This is a genomic window from Paraburkholderia sp. MM5482-R2, assembly GCF_050436125.1.
In the GTDB taxonomy this organism is placed as follows: domain Bacteria; phylum Pseudomonadota; class Gammaproteobacteria; order Burkholderiales; family Burkholderiaceae; genus Paraburkholderia; species Paraburkholderia tuberum.
Map to the genome: position 1 here is coordinate 1,450,693 of NZ_JBNDLP010000003.1, position 16,280 is coordinate 1,466,972.

Consider the following 16,280-nt stretch of genomic DNA (forward strand, 5'->3'; position numbering starts at 1 on the left):
CGCCAGACGGCGTTGTCCGCCCTTGAGCCCAGCGCTACTCAAGACGCGCGGTGAAGCGTTGAACATCCAGCAATGAATCCCTGGGAACGGAATTCCTGATGAAAGCAAGTGATCTGCGTGAGGTGTCGCGTGCCGGGGTGCAACTGAGCGCACTGGGTATGGGCTGTTCGCAACTTGGCGGCTTGTATCGCACGATGCCCACGGAACAGGCGCGCGCGCTGATGGACGAAGCATGGTCGCTCGGTCTGCGCTATTTCGACACTGCGCCGTTCTACGGCTACACGCTTTCGGAACGCCGCGTGGGCAACGCGTTGTCAGCGCGGCCACGCGACGAGTTCGTGCTGAGTACGAAAGTCGGCAGACTTCTTCGGCCGGATCCGACCGTTCAATGCGGCGACGACGGCTGGGCTGAGCCGCTTCCTTTCCGGCCGCACTACGACTACAGCTTCGACGGCGTCATGCGGTCTTTCGAAGACAGCCAGCAGCGTCTCGGTATTGCGCAGATCGATCTGCTGTATGTGCATGACATCGGTCGAATGACACATGGGGATGCAAACGTCGAATTCTGGAAGCAGCTTACAGAAGGGGGCGGTTTCCGCGCGCTCGATACGCTGCGCAACGCGGGGGCGGTCAAAGCCATCGGCCTCGGCGTGAACGAGTGGCAGGTCGCGCATGAAGCCATGCAGGAATTACAGCTCGACGTGACGTTACTGGCGGGCCGCTATACCCTCCTCGAGCAGGATTGTCTCGCGCCGTTTCTCGACAATTGCGTACGGTATGGGCATTCGATCGTGGTCGGCGGTGTGTTCAATTCTGGCGTGCTGGCAGGTAACGGCAAGTTCAATTACGGGGACGCCCCCGCCGGTGTCGTGTCGCGCGTCAACCGGCTGGCTGAGGTTTGCCGTGAATTCGAGGTTCCGCTACCTGCTGCGGCACTGCAGTTTCCGCTTGCGCATCCTGCGGTTGTGTCGTGCGTGGTGGGCGCGCGCAGTGTCGAACAACTCCAGCAGAACGTCGCGTGGTTTGAGCAGGCGCTGCCAGCCGGATTGTGGCAGGAGCTGAAGTCGGACGGTCTGATCGCGGACACCGCACCTGTGCCCGAGGTGGTCGAGTGAGCCTGTGTATCGACGCACATCACCATTAATAGGGAGAACGTAGTGCAACGAATGGGAATGGTCATCGGTATCGATCCGCAGCACATCGACGAATACAAACGCTTGCATGCGCAGGTGTGGCCGACGGTGCTCGATCGCCTGAAACGCTCGAATGTCACCCGCTACTCGATTTTCCTGCGGGAGCCCGAGAACCTGTTGTTTGGTTACTGGGAATACGTCGGAACTGACTATGAAAGCGATATGGCCGAGATTGCGAGCGACCCGGAAACACAACGTTGGTGGAGCCTGTGCAGCCCGTGCCAGAAACCGTTGGTGAGTCGTGCGCCGTCGGAACACTGGGCACAGATGGAAGAGGTCTTTTACCTCGAATAGCGTTGTCTCGACACGGCACTCGTTTGACCTCGCCATGAAGAAACAAATTAACCGGGCTCGCATCGAAACCGCACTATGGCTTCGCGGGTTCTGTAGCTGAAAAAGGAAACCTCATGCTCACTATTATTTGTGAAACTCCCGGCGTACTACGCGCTGAGACGCGCTCACGGCCACCGCGCGATCGCGGCGAAGTGTTGCTACGCGTGCGACGCGTCGGCGTATGCGGCACCGACCTGCACATCTTTACCGGCAATCAGCCATTTCTCGCCTACCCCCGCGTGATGGGACACGAACTGTCGGGCACGGTCGAAGAAGCCGACACGGATTCCGGCCTGGACGCCGGCGACCCGGTCTACGTGATGCCCTACCTGTCATGCGGTCAGTGCATTGCCTGCAGGAACGGAAAAACGAACTGCTGCGTGAACATTCAGGTATTGGGCGTGCATCGTGATGGCGCATTGACGGAGTATCTAAGTTTGCCGCGTCAGTTCGTTCACAAGGCTGAAGGAATCACGCTCGATCAGGCGGCAATGATCGAGTTTCTCGCCATTGGCGCGCACGCGGTTCGTCGCGCGGACGTTCAGGCGGGACAGCGCGTGCTGGTGGTCGGTGCAGGTCCGATCGGTATGGCCGCAATGATCTTTTCACGTCTGCGCGGGGCCACGGTGACGGCGCTCGATACACGGCTCGATCGTCTCAACTTCTGCGCTGAGAAAATTGAAGTGGCGGCTACTGTGCAAATCGGTGATACCGACGTCGACGAGCTGGCGAAACTCACCGACGGCGAATTCTTCGATGTGGTCTTCGATGCGACGGGTAATCCGGCTGCCATGGAGCGCGGCTTTGAGTTTATTGCGCACGGCGCGAAATACGTGTTGATTTCCGTGGTGAGAGACAAGATCACTTTCTCCGATCCGGAGTTCCACAAGCGCGAAGCCACCTTGATCGGAAGCCGCAATGCGACTGCGGAAGATTTCGAAACTGTGCTCAGGGCCATGCGTGCCGGTCAGGTGCCCGATGCGGCACTCAACACACACCGGATGAAGCTTGCCGATGTTCCTGCCGAATTTTCGAAACTGCTCGAACCGTCCGCAGGTGTAGTGAAAGCCATCATCGAATGCTGACTCTGACGCATATCGGATATTTGCCATGAGCCAGCCAATTCTCCAGTTCGGCACTAGCCGCTTTCTTCAGGCGCATGTCGACCTGTTTGTTTCGGAAGCCATGACGCGGGGTGCCGCGCTCGGTGGCATTACAGTCGTGCAGACCACCAGCAGCCAGTCCAGTCAGAAGCGTATTGCAGCGCTGGCAGAGGGCGGGCGATATCCGGTACGGGTTCGAGGTATGCGTCACGGCGTGCTGGTGGACGAGATGCTGAGCGGCAACGCGGTGCGCGCAGCATGGCACGCCGAGTCTCATTGGGCACAAGTGCGAGACGCCGTGGCAGAGCACGTCGAAGTGATTGTTTCCAATACGGGAGACAGGGGGTTCCGGCTTGATGACCGAGATACCGCGACGCTCGTGAATCATCCGGAGCGCGTGCCACAGAGCTTTCCGGCCAAGCTGCTGGTGTTGCTTCATGCCCGTTGGGAACGAAACCCTGATGCGCCGCTCTCCCTTTTTCCATGCGAACTCGTGGTCAATAACGGCGATACGTTGCGCGAACTTGTCGTGACTCTCGCGGTAAAGTGGCGGCTGCCGGAGCCGTTCACTACCTACCTTCGAACGCATTGCATATGGGCCAATTCGCTCGTCGACCGCATCGTTTCGCAGGCGATCGAACCGGTGGGCGCCGTTGCCGAACCGTATGCGCTCTGGGCGATTGAGCAGCAGCCGGGGCTGGTTCTACCCTGCACTCATGAAAACATCGTTTTGACTGACGATCTGCAGCACTTCGAGCGCCTGAAGTTGTTCCTGCTCAATCTCGGTCACAGCTATCTGGCGGAGCGGTGGCTAGAGGACCGCAGACCGGTTGACGAGACCGTATGTCAGGCAATGAACGACCCGATACTACGCGCCAGCCTGGAAACTGTCTGGGCGGAAGATGTGCTCCCGACATTTGCGGTCCTCGGTCAGCGCGAGCAGGCTCTCGCCTATCTCGTCGAGTTACGCGAGCGCCTACTCAATCCGTTTCTTGAGCACCGGATAGCGGACATCGCGCAGAATCACACAGAAAAATTGCAGCGGCGTTTTCTGCCGCTCGTGCAACTTGCCGACAAACTCGGCGTGAAGCCTGGACCGCTGCGAATACGAGCGATGCTGGAGCGCGTCGCATGTCGTTTGCCTTGACGTTCTTCACGTCCTGATAGACGTACGACGCGATTATCGACCGGTCCCGCGTTACATTTCCGGCGTCGGCCCTCGTAACGCGGCGTCCGACGGACTGGATGTTGTCGACTGCACGAAAGAGCTGAAGTCGTTCGACGAGTCGGCGGCGCTCGTCGGCAATCTCGATCTGGTCGTTACCGTATGCACGTCGGTTGCTCATCTGTCGGGCACGCTCGGTGTGACGACACGGCTGCTGCTCGACGTCGACCCGCATTGGGTGTGGATGCTCGGGCGCGACGACAGTCCGTAACACCACGGCGCGCTTTTCAAAACCGATTCCCAGCGCAAATTCGGGAATAATCGGACGCCCAATAAAAAGCAAACGTTTGACTGACCATATTTAACAATTAAAACGCTTAACTTTGCTCTGGAATAGCCGATATATAGATAGGAATTATTTGGGTCCACGCATTAAGTTCCGCTGTACAATACGCGCCGCTCATCCTGAGCGCAAGGGTATCTCATGAGTTACACGCTCGTACCGCAGCGGCGGGGCCCTCGGTTGCCTTGGCTGAAAAATAAGGCTTGCGCGCGGCTCTCCTGAAGAGGTCTCTAAAGGGCGAGTGTATCAACGGTGCCGCCTCACGATTTGGGAATTATTATGGCGGACGCGATGATGTAACGGAAATAATGGTTATCCTTATTCCTAAGTAAAAATTACAGCAAATTGCCCGACCGGTACGCGGTGCAGTCTGCAACAAACAATATGGCCAGTTCGACGGGGATGGCGTATGAGCAGTGCATCAGACATTTCGAATCTCTTCCAGATGTTGGGCGTGAGCCCGTCGCATTATCAAGAAATAGAAAGAATAGAGCAGGGGCAAGGTTCGCGTGGGCGTTGGTCCATGCAGACCACCTCGTCGCCAGGGGACACGACCCGGGACGACTCGGCTCGCGAGGCTGAAGCCGTTCTTCCCACCGATGTGACTGAAGTGGCCCCCGCCGCGCCGCCGCAGCTGATTGCGCCAGCCGTCCCCGCTGCCGTGTCCGGATCTCTTCCGGTATTGCAAGCCGCCCCCGAACAGCCGGTCCTTCAGTTCAATCCCGAACCTGTCACCGCTCCTCAACAGCCGGACTCTCTGAGCGCCGTGTTTGCGCGCCTGCGGGAACGGAGTGAGCCTCAAGAAGGTGTTCCGCAACGCCAGACGTCATGAACTTCGTCACAGTCTTTTCCGTCAATGACGGCCTGGTTAAAACCACGGTGGCCGCGAACCTGCGCGTCGTGCCGAACCGGCGCACGCGCTAGAAGACCTTTCCATGGCACAGATCAAACGTAGGCTGAGCAAGACGGAGCAGCGGCGGCAAACGCGCAGCACGGACCAGAGTGACGATGCCAGAAGTTGGGACGACAAACTTCTGGAAGCGGGGACACCGCTATGGGCGTCGAACTGGCTGCGGCTGGCAGTGACGCTATTGGCCGCGCTGTTGTTCACTTCTGCCATGACGGTCAATCTGGCCGTGTCGAAGCAATGGACGTTTGGCATCCTTTGCATGGTCGTCGCGGTTCTGCTGAACCGCATTCGCGGCAGGATCATCACGGTGTCCCTGGTGGCATTGTCGGTGTTTATGTCCTTGCGCTACCTGTACTGGCGCCTGACGCAGACGCTGTCCTTTACCACCTCGCTCGACATGACCTTTGGCTGCCTTCTGCTGCTGGCCGAAGGGTACGCGGTGCTCATGCTGTTGTGCAGCTACTTTCAGACGCTCTGGCCTCTGCATCGCCGGCCTGCGCGATTGCCGGCCGATAGCTCGGCATGGCCGACGGTGGATGTGTACATTCCCACGTTCAATGAGCCGCTGCAGGTCGTGCGGCAGTCGGTGCTGGCCGCCACGCTGCTCGACTGGCCGGCCGACAAGCTGCGCGTGTATGTGCTGGACGACGGCCGTCGTGACGAATTCCGGCAATTCTGCGAGCAGGCTGGCGTGGATTATCTGACCCGGCCGGACAACGCGCATGCCAAAGCAGGCAATCTCAACGCGGCACTCTCCAGGACGAGCGGCGAGTACATCGCAGTGTTCGACTGCGATCACGTCACCACGCGCTCGTTCCTGCAGGTCTGCATGGGTTGGTTCCTGAAAGATCCGAAGATGGCCATGGTGCAGACGCCGCACGTCTTCTACTCGCCCGATCCGTTCGAGCGCAACCTCGAAACCTTCCGCAAGGTGCCCAACGAGGGTGACCTGTTTTACGGCGTGCTGCAAAACGGCAACGACTTGTGGAATGCCGCTTTTTTCTGCGGTTCCTGCGCGGTGCTGCGGCGTTCGGCGCTGGAGGATGTAGGCGGCGTGGCGACGGAAAGTGTCACGGAAGATGCGCTCACCGCGCTCAAGATGAGCACGAGGGGCTACAACACGGCCTATCTCGCCATCCCTCAGGCAGCGGGTCTCGCCACCGAGAGTCTGGGGCGTCACGTCGGTCAGCGCATACGCTGGGCACGAGGCATGGCGGAAATATTCCGTCGCTTCAACCCGCTGTTGATCGCAGGGCTAACACTGCCTCAGCGTCTGTGTTACCTGAGCGCGATGATGCACTTTTTCTTCGGCTTGCCGCGCATCGTGTTTCTGATCACACCGATGGCGTATCTGTTCTTTGGCGCGCACGTCTTTCATGCTTCCGCGCTGATGGTGCTGGCCTATGTCGTGCCGCACCTCGTCATTTCGAGCCTCGGCGCCTCGCGCATTCAAGGGCGTTTCCGACATTCGTTCTGGAGCGAAGTCTACGAAACGGTACTGGCCTGGTACGTGATTCTGCCCGCGTTGCAAGCCGTACTCTTTCCAGGCAGCAAAGGCTTCAACGTGACGTCCAAGGGCGGGGTGATCCGTCAGTCCTTCCTGGACTGGGCGATGGCCCGGCCCTACATCGTTCTGCTGCTCATCAATCTGACCGGATTCATGGTGGGTGTCGCAGGTCTGATCCGCAGTCCGGGCTGGCCCGAAGCGACGAGCATTCTGTTCAACCTGGTATGGGTAACCTACAACATCATGAACCTCAGCGCGGCCGCGGGCGTAGCGAGCGAATCGAGACAGTTGCGTCTCGCTCCGCGGGTCCAGATCGAACTGCCGGCCGCCGTGATTCACGCCGACGGAACTCGCATCGACTGTCAGACCAGCGACTATTCGCACGGTGGTCTGGGGCTGGTGCTGCCTGAGGGCGCACCGTTGCCGGAGCACGGCGATCGCATCACGGTGGCGGTGTTGCGCGACGACTACGAGGACGTTTTCCCGGCCGAAGTGCAGGTGTGCCGCGGACGCACCATCGGCGTGAGTTTTCCGACCCTGACGATCGCTCAGGAGCGCGCCTGGATAGGGGCGACGTTTTCGCGCGCCGACAGCTGGATCGCCTCATGGGGCCGCTATCGTCCCGACAGGCCGCTGCGAAGCCTGTTCGAGGTGCTCGGCGTCGGCATGCGCGGGTTCGGGGAGTTGTTCCGGCATCTGTTCCTGGGTGGGCGTGAGCGCCTTGGCCGTTCGTCCGCAGATCCGGCAAGCGACTTGGGAACAAAGCAATCGTGAGTGTCGGCTACCTGTCGCTTTTGCGCTCCTTGACGAGCGCGCGCCGGTTGGGCGCGGTGTTGTGTTCGGTCCTGTTGCTCGGAGCGGGCGACGTGCTGGCCGCGACGATGCCCGCTGCGTCGGCAGCGTCGTTCGCATCGCAGGCGTCTACGCCGGCGATGCCCGCGACGGCTGTCCCGGTCGATGCCGTGCGGCAAAGCCCGCACCCGGAACTCAGCGCGGCGGCGCCGGCCGACGCGTATACCTACCGGATCCCGCTGCTGCGGCAAAACGCGGAGCAGGGGTTGACCTTGCTCGGCGAGGATGCCTATGCGGGCATGGACTTCGGTTTGCGCCGCGACGAGCGCGTAGTCAGCGCGCGGCTCGTGCTGGACTACAGTTACTCGTCCACATTGCTGCCTACGCTCTCGCATCTCAAGGTGTTGCTCAACAGCGTCGTGGGGGCGACCGTAGCGTTGCCCGAACCGGCGCCGCGGACGCCGGCGCATCTCAGTGTGGATCTGCCGGTGTCGCTGCTGTCCGGGTTCAACCAGCTCACCCTCGAGTTGATCGCGCATAGCAAGGCGAGCGATCAGGGCAACAATCCGCTGAGTTCCGACCTGTGGTTGAAGCCCGGGCCGGACAGTGCGCTGGAACTGACCGTGGTTCCGGCGACCCTGTCCAGTGACCTGTCGCAACTGCCCGCGCCGTTCCTCGACGTGCGCGATGTGCGCAGGGTGGACCTGCCCGTCGTGCTGCCGCCAGCGCCTCGCGCGCAGCGCCTCGAATCGGCCGGTATCGTGACCTCGTGGCTGGGTGCGCAGGCGGGCTATCGCGGTGCGCACTTCTCCGCGAGCCTGGGTGCGATACCCGCGCATGGACACGCGGTGGTGCTCGCGCTGCCGGGCGAGGTGCCGGGCTTGACCCTGCCTGCGGTGGAAGGGCCGATGCTGGCCATCGTGCCCAACCCCAATGACGCTAACGGCAAGCTGCTGCTGGTCATGGGCCGCAACGACGCGCAGATCCGCGAGGCCGCGACCGCGCTGGTGCTTGGCGCGAAGACGCTGTCGGGCTCTCGGGTCAAGATCGACGCCCCGGTTTCCGTAGTGCCGCGCAAGCCTTATGACGCACCCAACTGGCTGCCGGGCGACCGCCCGGTGCAGTTGGGCGAGATGCTAGCGGCGGACCGCTTGACGGTGCAGGGCTTTCGCCCTGGGGCGATCAATGTGGACCTGCGTCTGCCGCCGGGTCTGTTCGGTTTTGACAACAGCGGCGCGGTGCTGAACCTGCATTACCGTTATACGGCCCGTCCGGAGTCAACGCGCTCGGAGCTTGGTGTGCTGGCCGGCAACACGCCCCTGCAGACCTTGCCGCTGACAGGCGACGCGTCGGACGGTTATGCGGTGATACGCGTTCCGACCTATCTGCTGCCGCCGTTGACGACGCTGCAATTCGACTATCGCTACGAGTCCGTGGCGCCGCAAGACCACGTCGAGGATGTGCCCGGCGGCCCGCTCCTGAGCGCCATCGATCCGACTTCGACGATCGACATTTCCCACCTGCCGCGTTACGCAGCCATGCCGGATCTGCGCGTCTTCGCAGACGCAGGCTTTCCGTTCACGCGGATGGCCGATCTGTCCGAGACGGCGGTGATCCTGCCCGCACAGCCGGTCGCTGGCGACTATTCCGCTTACCTGACGCTGATGGGCAGCATGGGTCAAACCACGGGTTATCCGGTGCTCGGCGTGACGGTGGGCGATCCAGCGCAGGTTGACGCGCTGCGTCGCAAGGACCTGCTCGTGCTGGCGTCGGGCGATAACCAGCCCTTGCTCAAAGCATGGCGTGATGATCTGCCGCGCGGCTTCTTCGCTCCGGTTGCTTCATCGGACCGCTGGATCGCCGCGTGGTGGGAAAAGCTGACGGGTGGGCATGCGCAGGCTGAACGCGAGGCCGCCATCGCCGCACTGTATAGCAGCGACGACCATGACGGCATGTTGGCGGGACTCGAGTCGCCGCTGGCTCGCGGCCGCAGCGCGGTGGTCGTATCGGGCAATACGCCGGACGGTCTCGACGCTGTCGTGGACGTGCTGCAAGCCAACCGCTACCTCATCAGCAAGCGTCCGGACGACAAGATCAGCGGCAGCCTCGTGGTCGTGCATGACGGCACGCTCACCACGCTGAGCAACGATCAAAGCTATTTCATCGGGTCCTTGCCGCCTGGGCTCGCGCTCGAATGGTTCTTCGCGAGCCACATCCTGCTGCTGCTCGTGGCGACGCTCGCCAGCGTCGTGCTCATAGGTTTGCTCGGCGGCGTGTTTCTGCACCGGCGTGCCCTGAATCGATTAGACCTGGATATTCCCCAGACATCGCAACGTGAAGAAGGACGAAGAGGTTCTCATGTTTAGAAGACGGCCTGACATCTCCCGGGCACGCCTTGCGCGTTGCATGACTGCGCAACCAGTATGGCCGGCACTGTTGCTCGGTTGTGTGTTTGTCACATCGACGGTAGCCCAGGCCGCGCAACCAGCGGCGGCTGCCGCCGCTGCGCGGCAGGACGCGTCGGCTTCGGCCGGCGGCGCGGCCAACCCGTCCGCGCGGCCGGCAACGGCAGATAGCAACGCGGCGCCGTTGCAGTCCGCGCCGGACGCCGGAGCCGCTACCGCGGCTTCTTCGACGGTGACCTATTCGCTGCAGCAACTCGGCGCGCAATACGCGCTCAACCTGCGCGGCGTCGACGGCAGCAATACGCTGCCGGTCGGCGTGCGCGACGATCGGGTCGTCACAGGTGCGCGACTGAACCTGCGCTATGCCTATTCGCCGGCGCTGCTGCCCGATCTGTCGCACATCAATGTGCTGGTCAACGATCAGGTGGCGGCATCGATCGACGTGCCCAAAAACACGTCCGGCACCAACCTGCAGCGCACTATCACGCTGCCGCCGTATCTGTTCACCGCGAACAGCAAGCTGCGTCTGCAACTGATCGGCCACTACACCAACCAGTGCGAAGACCCGCTGCATTCGAGCCTGTGGGCCAACATCAGCAACGACAGTACGCTGAGCATCGACACCCAGCCGCTGGCGCAGGCCGGCGATCTGGCTCGCCTGCCGCGACCCTTCTTCGACGAGCACGATATTCGCCGGTTGGACCTGCCGTTCGTGTTCGCCGGCAATCCTGATACGGCCGCGCTGGAAGCGGCCGGCGCCGTGTCGTCGTGGTTCGGCGCATTGGCGAAATATCGCGGCGCGCAATTCCCGGTATCGATCTCTACCGTGCCTGCCAGGGGCAACGCCGTCGTCATCGTCGACAGCGCGGCGCAAGCGAGCCTGGCGGACTCGCCGCTGCAAGGTCCGACTCTCGCCGTCGTGACCAACCCCAACGATCCCAACGGCAAGCTGTTGCTGGTGATGGGCCGTGACGGCAAGGAACTCAAGCAGGCCGCCGACGCGCTGGTCACGGGCAGCCGGACGCTGTCGGGTTCGAGCGCGCTCATCACGCGGTTCGCCGACCTCGCGCCGCGCAAGCCGTACGATGCGCCGCGCTGGCTGCGCACCGACCGTCCGATGTCGTTGGGCGAACTCGTCGACGCCAAACAATTGCAGGTGTCGGGCTACAGCCCCGATCTGATCCGCATCAATATGCGCGTGCCGCCCGACCTGTTCGGCTGGCACGCGCCCAACGTGCCGATCGACCTGCATTACCGCTATACGCCGCAGCCTTATATGGTCAATTCGTCGCTGCTGTTCAGCGTCAGTGACCAGTTCATGAAGTCGATTCCGCTGCTCTCGCTCGAACGGCTCGAGGGCGGCAGCAAGCTGCGGGGTGAAGTTTTGCCCGACAGCAGCCTGCCGCGCCAGGCGAAACTGGAAGTGCCGCTGGAGGCGCTGTTGCAGCCGAATACCCAGTTGCAGTTCCGCTACATGTACGACTACATCAAGCAGGGCGAGTGCCGGGACATCATCATCGACAACGTGCGCGGCGCGGTCGATCCCGAATCGACGATCGATCTGTCGCAGTATCCGCACTACATCGCCATGCCGAACCTGGCCTCGTTCGCCCAGGCGGGCTTCCCGTTCACGCGCATGGCCGACCTGTCCGGAACGGACGTCGTATTGGGCCCCAACGCGGGCACACCCGAATACAGCACGTATCTGGCGGTGATGGGCGGCATGGGCGATTCGACCGGCTATCCGGCGCGCGGCGTCACCGTGCTGCGCGGTCAGCGCATCGACGCGATGCCGTCCGACAAGGATCTGCTCGTGATCGCCTCGGGTGCGGATCAAGCCTGGCTCAAGGACTGGGCGCGGACCATGCCCGCGGCGTATGACCACAGCGCGCAGTTCGCCGTATCGGATCTGCCGGGTCGCGTGCTGGGCTGGTTCCATGCCAACCCGCGCCTCGACGCCGAACCCCGCCGCCTGTCGCTGGCCTGGTCGGGGCCGGGCGTGAGCGCCGTGCTCGCAGGCTTCGAATCGCCGAAGCAACCGGGCCGCAGCGTGGTCATGCTGGCCAGCAATCAGCCCGACGGCCTGACGGATGCGGTCTCCGCGTTGCTGGATGCGCCGAACTCGGGCAAGCAGCCCATCCAGGGAAGCCTCGTGTCCATCCGCGGCACGGAAGTCGATTCGCTCGTGAGCGAGCATACCTACTACGTCGGGCATCTCGGCATCTGGCGCGGCCTCGACTGGTGGCTGGCTTCATTCGGCCTGTCGCTCGCGTGGGTGCTGAAGGCGCTGGGCATCATCGCGCTCGTGCTGATCGCGGTTGGTCTGTTTTCGTTCTTGCGGCGCCGCCAGGCCCGGCGCGACGCTGAAGCCCGTGAGCGGCTGCGGGCATCGCGGCAGCAACAATCATAATCAAGGAAAGTCATGGTAGTCAGACGCAGCCGCAACCGGGCCTGGATTCTCGGACTGATGGTCGCCTCGGTCGGCCACCCGGGCTGGGCGCAGGATGCTACGTCCAACATGCTGCTGGAACAGGGCCGCTACTGGCAAACGCATGACAAGCCCGATCTGGCCGCGCAGTCCTGGTCGAAACTGCTGCTGAGCGACCCGAAGCAGCCCGAGGCGCTGTATGGGATGGGCACGATCGCCGTCGGCAAGCAGCAGTTCGCGGCGGCGAACGGGTATCTGGCCAGACTTCGTGCGGCCGCGCCGGGCAGCCGCTTCGTGCCGCTGCTCGAGCAGAGCTTGCGCCTCGCGGTCGAACCGGGTAAGTCCACCTTCGCCAAGGCGCGCCAGATGGCGCAAGACGCCGTCAACCAGAAGGATCAGGCCGCGTTGTTGGCGGCCATCGCCGAATATAACAAGGCCTTGGGCGGTAAAGCGCCGCAGGGCAGTGTGGCGCGAGAGTATTACAGCTATCTGGGCTATACCGATGGCGGTGTGGATCAGGCCATCCAGGGCCTCGAGCGCCTGAATGCCGAGACGCCGAACGATCCGAACACCATGTTGCCGCTGGCCCAGCATATGGTGCGCGACGAACAGGATCGCGCGGCGGGTGTCGCCCTTCTGGAAAAGCTTGCCGCTCGTCCGGACATCGGCGGCGAAGCGACGGAAGTCTGGCGCTCCGTGCTGACTTGGGTCACGCCCACGCCGAAAAACAGATCGTGGTTTGAGGACTATCTGAAGCTGCATCCGGACGACGACGAAATACGCCATCAGATGCTGGCGCCGCATCCGCTCGCACCGGCCGGTCCGGTCGTGGATGCACGACTGACACGCGGTTTCGCCGCGTTCAAGTCAGGCGACATCACCACGGCCGAGCAGTCCTTTTCCGCTGTGCTGCGTGACAAACCCGACAGCACGGATGCGCTGGGGGGACTGGGCCTCGTGCGCATGCAGCAAGGCGACCTGGCGCAGGCGCAGACGCTGCTGTCGCGGGCGGTGTCGCGTCCGGGCGCGGGCGCGAACTGGGCCAAGGCCCTCAATTCCGCGCGCTACTGGCTGCTGGTGAACCAGGCCGAGGGCGCGCAAAACGTGGGCGACTTCGCCGCCGCGCGACGCGAACTCGATCAGGCGCTGCGGCTGGATCCAGCCGAGCCGGGCGGGCGCAATGCCTCGGCCCGGTTGGATGCGGCGCAGGGCGATCTGACGCGTGCTGAAAAGGGCTACCGCGACGTGCTGGCGACAAGCCCCGATAACCGCGAGGCGGCGAGCGGCCTCATCGATATCCTGGCGCAGACGGGACGCGCCGATGAGGCCCAGAAGTTGATCGACGGCATGTCACCCGAGCAGAGGGCTGGCATCGGCGGGCTCGATCGGCTGCGCGCCGCCGTCGCCGCCGCTCGGGCCGATGCCGCCGCGCAGCGTGGCGATCTGAGCGCGGCCCGGCACATTCTGGAAGACGCCCAGCGCAGCGCGCCCGATAACCCGTGGATTCGCCTGGAACTGGCGCGCTACGATCTCGAACAGGGTCATGCCGACGAAGCGAAGCAACTCGTCGACGGCCTGCTCGTCACGAACCCGGACAATCCCGAAGCGCTCTATGCGAGCGCGCTGCTGGCCATGCAGATGGGCGACTGGACGCGCGCGCAGGACACGATGACGCGCATCTCCACCGCCTCGCGCACGCCGAACATGGTTGCGACGGCGCAGCAGATCGATTTTCAGATGGTCGTGGCGCAAGCCTCGCAAACGGCGCTCGAAGGCAATCTGGAGGATGCGCGCAGTATGCTGGCGCGGCTCGAACCCGCGGCGGGTCAAGACCCGGCCAAGGTGGGCGCGTTGGCGCAGGCGTATGTCGACGCGGGCAACACGCCGCGCGCCATGAGCCTGATGCACGGGCTGATGCCTAACGGTCTGAAGGGCAGCGGCCCGGATGTGCAGCTGGCTTATCTGGGCCTGTTGCTCAAGACCGGCCAGTATGTCCAGGCCGGGCTCGCGATGCGCGAGCTGCACGGCCAGACGCTGACCGCGGACCAACGCCGGCAACTGGACGAGCTGAACTACCTCTACACCGTGCGACTGGCTGACCAGCAACGTCAGCAAGGTGACCTCGCGCAGGCCTACGACACGCTGGCGCCGATCCTCGCGAAGCGGCCCAACGACAGCCTCGCCACGGCCGCGCTCGCGCGCATGTACGCCGCCGATGACAAGTATGACCAGGCACTGTCGCTTTACCAGAAGGCGCTCGTCAACGACCCCAACAATCCGGGTTTGCAACTGGGCGTCGCGATGGCGGCAGTGCAGGCCGGCAAGAACAGCGTTGCCGATGCGGCATTGAAAGAGGCCGTTGCGAAGGCGCCCAACGATCCCGACGTGCTGGCCGGCGCCGCGCGCATTTATGTCATGCAGGGCAAGACCCGCGAAGCGCAGACGCTGCTGGAATCCGCCATTGCCGCCAAGGAAAAGCGGCTCGGCGTGCAGGCGCAAGACGTCCACGTGGCGGGCAATCCCTTTGTCCACCACGACGACGCTCACCGTCGTCAGGTCCGCCACAGTCGCCAGCCCGCCGCCGAAACGTTCGCCCCGCAACCCGCGGCGCCGGACAGCGTGCTGGCGAACCAGAAGCCTGGTTTCGGGCCCGCTGCTGCTCCGGCTGCTCCGGCTGCTACCGCGGCGAGCGCGACTGCCTCGACCGTGACATCCACGGCTGTGCGCGAGCGCTCGTCCTCTGCTCCATCCGCTCTGCCAACCGTGGCGGGCACGCCGGTCGGCGGCCTGGCGCCGCAAGACACGGTCGCGGTGAGCGAGCCTCAGGACGGTTCGCCGTCGCTCGAGGAAATGCGTAACGAACTCAGCGACCTCCGTGCGCAGCGTTCACCGGAAGTCAGGGGTGGGCTGTTCGTCTCGTCGAACAACGCAGCACCCGGTACGGGTCAGTTAACGAGCGTGCAGCAAGCTTTGGAAGGGGTGCTGCCGGTCGACAACGGCAAGCTTTCCATTCGCGTGACGCCGGTTGAACTCGAGGGCGGCACGTTGGGTACCGACGTCTTCAGCGCCAGTCAGTTCGGCGGCGGCCCGGCCGCCACCCGGGCGCAGCAGGCCGGCAAGGTCGCCGCACCGGGCAAACAGACCGCCTACGGCGTCGGTCTGGGTCTCGGCTACGAGACTGGGAACTGGATGGCCGACATCGGCACCACGCCTTTGGGTTTCAAGTACACCAATGTCGTTGGCGGCGTGATGTTCAGGAACTCCATCGATGCCGGGCAGGGCAGTTGGTTCAACGTAGGCGTATCGCGCCGCGCCGTGACGGACAGCATCACGTCTTTTGCTGGCTCGACCGATTCGCGATCCGGCTTGAGCTGGGGTGGCGTGACTGCCAGCGGCGTGCATGGTGCGATCGGCCTCGACAATCAGGACTACGGCGTCTACGGCTACGGTTCCGCGAAATACCTGGACGGTCATAACGTCCAGTCCAACGTCGGTGCCGAGGTCGGCGCCGGGACGTACTGGTACCTGCTGCGCACGGAGAACAGCATGCTGAGCGCGGGCGTGAACCTGAGCGGCATGATCTACGACCACAACGAAAACAACTTCACCTACGGCAACGGCGGCTACTTCAGCCCGCAGCGATTCTATGCGTTCAACCTGCCGCTCACGTGGGCGCAGCGTTCGGAGCGCTGGACCTACAAGCTGCAAGCGGCCGTCGGTGTGCAGTACTACCACCAGGCCGGCTCGGCGTATTTCCCGACCGACAGCGGGTTGCAGGCCGCAGCAGTCTCAGCGGCTTCGACCATTGGCCTCGCCGACGGCGCGATCCATCCCGACCAGTCCTCGACCGGCTTCGGCTACAACCTGCTGGCCACGGCCGAATACCGCTTCACCAATCATCTGACTGGCGGAGCCTCGGTGGGCGCCAACAACGCGTCCAGCTACCGGCAGTGGGCGGCGGGCCTGTATCTGCGCTATACCCTTGCGCCACAGACGAAGGCACTGGATATGCCGGTCATCCCTTACCAGTCGCATTACAGCGATCAGTAGCCCGCCATACTGATCGATCGGACATTGATTATTTTTCAGGAGTCGAAGAGT

9 protein-coding genes and 1 pseudogene are annotated in these 16,280 nt (G+C 63.2%); all 10 read left to right on the forward strand.

Features of this window, described 5'->3' with window-relative positions; genetic code table 11:
• Window positions 1-98: 98 nt before the first annotated feature.
• The 10 genes and pseudogenes from OKW37_RS28715 (at window position 99) to OKW37_RS28760 (ending at window position 16,229) form a co-directional block, all read left to right on the forward strand.
• Complete coding sequence (locus OKW37_RS28715) at window positions 99-1,115, forward strand: aldo/keto reductase (protein ID WP_184066232.1); 1,017 nt, start codon at window positions 99-101, stop codon at window positions 1,113-1,115.
• Window positions 1,116-1,172: 57 nt separating this feature from the next.
• Window positions 1,173-1,487: an L-rhamnose mutarotase gene (locus OKW37_RS28720; protein WP_090806617.1), complete on the forward strand. Its 315-nt coding sequence runs from the start codon at window positions 1,173-1,175 to the stop codon at window positions 1,485-1,487.
• 113 nt (window positions 1,488-1,600) lie between these two features.
• Window positions 1,601-2,611 carry a zinc-binding alcohol dehydrogenase family protein gene (locus OKW37_RS28725; protein ID WP_184066226.1) on the forward strand — a complete coding sequence of 337 codons (1,011 nt, stop codon included), beginning with the start codon at window positions 1,601-1,603 and terminating at the stop codon, window positions 2,609-2,611.
• A gap of 25 nt (window positions 2,612-2,636) precedes the next feature.
• Window positions 2,637-3,776 (forward strand): mannitol dehydrogenase family protein, encoded by a 1,140-nt coding sequence (locus tag OKW37_RS28730; protein ID WP_429353362.1) that lies wholly within the window; start codon window positions 2,637-2,639, stop codon window positions 3,774-3,776.
• A gap of 91 nt (window positions 3,777-3,867) precedes the next feature.
• Window positions 3,868-4,062 (forward strand): annotated as a pseudogene (locus tag OKW37_RS28735) (tetratricopeptide repeat protein); the annotation flags it as partial.
• A 484-nt stretch (window positions 4,063-4,546) separates the two neighbouring features.
• Entirely contained in the window at window positions 4,547-4,969 is a 423-nt protein-coding gene (gene bcsR / locus OKW37_RS28740; protein ID WP_090806611.1) for a BcsR/BcsP family cellulose biosynthesis protein, read from the forward strand.
• Between the two features lie 103 nt (window positions 4,970-5,072).
• The gene (gene bcsA / locus OKW37_RS28745; protein WP_429509989.1) at window positions 5,073-7,328 is read left to right on the forward strand and encodes a UDP-forming cellulose synthase catalytic subunit; all 2,256 of its coding nucleotides are present in this window, start codon (window positions 5,073-5,075) and stop codon (window positions 7,326-7,328) included.
• Window positions 7,325-9,712 carry a cellulose biosynthesis cyclic di-GMP-binding regulatory protein BcsB gene (gene bcsB, locus OKW37_RS28750; RefSeq protein WP_429402953.1) on the forward strand — a complete coding sequence of 796 codons (2,388 nt, stop codon included), beginning with the start codon at window positions 7,325-7,327 and terminating at the stop codon, window positions 9,710-9,712. The genes bcsA and bcsB (OKW37_RS28750) overlap by 4 nt, the downstream gene beginning before the upstream one ends.
• 40 nt (window positions 9,713-9,752) lie before the next feature.
• Complete coding sequence (gene bcsB / locus OKW37_RS28755; protein WP_429402954.1) at window positions 9,753-12,161, forward strand: cellulose biosynthesis cyclic di-GMP-binding regulatory protein BcsB; 2,409 nt, start codon at window positions 9,753-9,755, stop codon at window positions 12,159-12,161.
• 12 nt (window positions 12,162-12,173) lie between these two features.
• Window positions 12,174-16,229 (forward strand): cellulose synthase subunit BcsC-related outer membrane protein, encoded by a 4,056-nt coding sequence (locus OKW37_RS28760; protein ID WP_429402955.1) that lies wholly within the window; start codon window positions 12,174-12,176, stop codon window positions 16,227-16,229.
• The last annotated feature ends 51 nt before the right edge of the window (window positions 16,230-16,280 follow it).

Excerpts from the sequence above, each read along its gene's own strand:
- OKW37_RS28715 (WP_184066232.1), top strand. The coding sequence starts at position 99 with ATGAAAGCAAGTGATCTGCGTGAGGTGTCGCGTGCCGGGGTGCAACTG.
- OKW37_RS28720 (WP_090806617.1), top strand. The coding sequence starts at position 1,173 with ATGGTCATCGGTATCGATCCGCAGCACATCGACGAATACAAACGCTTG.
- OKW37_RS28725 (WP_184066226.1), top strand. The coding sequence starts at position 1,601 with ATGCTCACTATTATTTGTGAAACTCCCGGCGTACTACGCGCTGAGACG.
- OKW37_RS28730 (WP_429353362.1), top strand. The coding sequence starts at position 2,637 with ATGAGCCAGCCAATTCTCCAGTTCGGCACTAGCCGCTTTCTTCAGGCG.
- bcsR (WP_090806611.1), top strand. The coding sequence starts at position 4,547 with ATGAGCAGTGCATCAGACATTTCGAATCTCTTCCAGATGTTGGGCGTG.
- bcsA (WP_429509989.1), top strand. The coding sequence starts at position 5,073 with ATGGCACAGATCAAACGTAGGCTGAGCAAGACGGAGCAGCGGCGGCAA.
- bcsB (WP_429402954.1), top strand. The coding sequence starts at position 9,753 with ATGACTGCGCAACCAGTATGGCCGGCACTGTTGCTCGGTTGTGTGTTT.
- OKW37_RS28760 (WP_429402955.1), top strand. The coding sequence starts at position 12,174 with ATGGTAGTCAGACGCAGCCGCAACCGGGCCTGGATTCTCGGACTGATG.